The organism is Haloferax sp. s1 (genome assembly GCF_058382125.1).
Genome location: NZ_JBZRPK010000312.1, coordinates 1 through 3007, shown reverse-complemented (window position 1 = coordinate 3007; position 3007 = coordinate 1). Strand labels below are relative to the sequence as shown.

At 56.8% G+C, this 3007-nt stretch carries 2 protein-coding genes; both read right to left on the bottom strand.

The window, feature by feature from the left end:
- Nucleotides 1–531 precede the first annotated feature (531 nt).
- Nucleotides 532–849 (bottom strand): DdfA family disk-determining factor, encoded by a 318-nt coding sequence (ddfA, locus tag QT222_RS03460; protein WP_004059645.1) that lies wholly within the window; start codon nucleotides 847–849, stop codon nucleotides 532–534.
- A gap of 306 nt (nucleotides 850–1155) precedes the next feature.
- Nucleotides 1156–3007, bottom strand: a 1852-nt coding sequence (locus QT222_RS03455) for an archaea-specific SMC-related protein (protein ID WP_491476316.1), incomplete at its 5' end; no start/stop codon positions are given.

Genomic DNA, 3007 nt, shown 5'->3' with positions numbered 1-3007 from the left:
CACGTCTCCGCCGTCACGGAGGGCAATACCGGCCCCCTCGAGGTGCACCCCTCCGCTTCCTTTCCTCGACCCTTTCACGTGGGGCAGAAAGTCCCCATTTTCGATGTGTAACCCGGAACCCCCTCGGTGCTAGGATTTGGGGGAGTCAGTTATGTTGCCTCCGGCCGGGCCATCATCGCCCCGCCAGTGAATCGTCTTCTGTCCGACCACCTCCCGAAACGTCGCGAAAAAACGTAATTCGAGTTCCATACCTCTTCTCGGCGGTCACGAGACAAAAAGGTACGTCGCACAGATAGCAGTCTGCCGTAATCGTCTCTCCCACCTACTGCGAACCAATATTGTTCTAAGTGCACAATTTAATTAGGAGATGGAAGTAAATGTAGGGCGGTATCTAACTAACAATAATATGGATTGGAATATATTTAATTATTAATTGCAATTCTGTCGCTATCCGGCGGTGATGAGATTGAAAGGACATTCGTCACGGAGATGAGTCCGAGACCGCACTACAAACCCAACCAGACGTGGGTTTCACAGCCGCGATTTATTTTGGATTTCGATGAGACCGGCCGAATCGACAGTGACGACGAGCGCTCCGTATGAGAACTCGAGTGTTGCACCAGATAACGAAGGTGCTCCGGGGCTGTTATCCCCGAAAAGCGTGTTGAGCGCGTCGATGTCGGTATACGAGGACAGCGGTGGTAATTCCGACGTATCACAGTCTGCATGCTCACTCGCAGCCGAGAGTACGGCCTCCGAGATAGATTCTGTACGGTCGCAGTCGTACCAGACCCGCGTCCGTTCACGTTCGTCCTTTTGATGTGCGATGGCAGTAGTGATAGTAGACACCTCCGAGTGTCGTCTACTCGATATGTACTCCGAAGTGTTATATCACTTGCGTACTGTCGGTATGTGCTTCCAATATTGTTCTAATTTAGCAATACAATTTCGGATTGATACGGTTGTAGGCCACTCGTCGGGACCACCAACAGGGATGGTCGAAGTGAAGTGGGGTGGATGAGATGGCGGCAGTCAAAGTCGATGTCCCGGTAACGATGGTCAGTAGCGGTGGACCAGTATGATGTAGTCGAGGATTTCGGTGTCGAAAATGTTGTATCGGCAGGAAAATGAGTGAACGCCGGTCGAGGCGTCAGATTATGCCGATGAGGCGACGCCGTCGCCCCACTTGACGCGGTCGTACGCCGAGTCGAGTGCCTGTGCGTCCTCGGGTAAGAGCGCAGCGACGAGGAACGACGGGTACTGTTCGAAGTGGTCGACCAACGCCGCGATACGTTCGGAATCGATGGCTTCCACTGAATCGAGGAGCATGAACGGCACGTCCTCGTACACTTCGTGGACGAGATAGCCCGCGAGTGCGAACACGAGACCGATAACCTCGCGTTCGCTCTCACTGAGATGGTCGATAGAGTCTTCGTACACCGCGCCGGAGTCGGACTCTCTGACGATGTGGAGTTCGAACTGCGTCTGTCGGACCTTCCTGCGACCCTCACGAACTCGGCGTTCGACCTGTTCTAACCAGACGCGCTCGATGTTTTCGTACCCGAGGAGACCGAGAACCGTCTCCATCTCTTCGTTGAATGCCTCGACGGCAGACGACGTAAGCGACTGAATTCGAGTTCTCGCATCTTCGAGGTCGGCGGTCAGTTGCTCGCGCTCGTCTTTGAGCGACGAGCGCTTGTCGAACTTCGCGTCGAGTGCCTCCAGGTCGTCGTGTACCGCCGCGAGGTCGTCTCGCGTTCGGTCGAGGGTGAACTCGACTTCGTTGAGTTCCTTGTGCAGTTCGATGAGGTCCCCTTCGGCCTGCCCACGAAGCTCGGACGCTTCGGTTTCCAGTTCCTCGACGCGGTCGGCGAGTTCCTCTCGCTGGTCGGTCAACGACTCGATTTGGTCGGTTCGACGGTCGAGTTCGTCTTCGAGACGGTCGAGTTTTTGCCGTGCCTGCTGCCGCTGCGTCTGCGATTTTTCTGCGGCTCGTAGGTCACTTTCGAGGTCGTCGAGTTCGCGGCGGAGTTCGGAGCGCTGTTCGCGGTGTTCGTCTCTGACCTCGCGAAGTCGACCCGTTGTCTGCTGAATCTGGTCGCGCTCGACTTCGGTGCCACATGTCCAGCAGGTAATCATGCTCGACGAGACCAGTTGGTCGGTGACTGCACCGGTCTCAGCGTCTCCGCCGAGCGAGTCCTCGACGAGGTCGGCTTTACCGTCCAGTACGTCCTCCGTGTACTGGATAACCGTCTGAAGTTCGGAAATCGTCTTGTTCAGCGATTCGATTTGCGTTCGAATCTGGTCGATGCGCGTCGTGACCTCACTGTGGTCGATGTCGGTCGCTTCGAACGAGTCGAGTTCTGCTTCGAGTTCCGAGCGCTCCTGTCGGAGCGACTCCACGCTCTCGCGTTCGCTCTGGAGACGGAACCGAACTGTTTCGAGGTCCGAGCGCGCCGACTGAAGGTCCGAGAGGACGGCATCCAACTCCGCTTGGTTCTCGCGCTGTGTCTCGACTGTCTGGTCCTCTTCGTCGATACGCGCCGCGAGTCGGTCACGCTCGGCTTCGAGGTCTTCGATCTTCGCTTCGAGTTCCCCCCGCTTGGTTTCGAGCGACTGCTGTTCGGATTCGAGCGATTCGAGCGATTCAAGCCGACCTTCGACCTGTTTCCGCTCGGTCTGCAAGCGCTCGATTTCCGCTTCGATGGCGTCGGTATCGACCGGTGCCATGATGACATCGTGGAGGTCACGCTTCGTGATGACCGCCTGTCGCGCCTCGTTCGACCCAAGGAGAAACGCGAACAGGTCCGCGGTTGTCGTATCCTGAAGATACGGCGTGCCGTCGAGCGTGACCTGCCCGTTTTCCCGTTTGAGGATTCGTGTGAACGTTCGCCCATTAAGTTCGAGTTCGACAGACCCCTCGTCCGCGTCACCTTTGAGACTGACCGCGTCGCTACCGCACGCACCCATGAGTGCGCGAAGGAACGACGTTCGGTTAGTCGCGTTC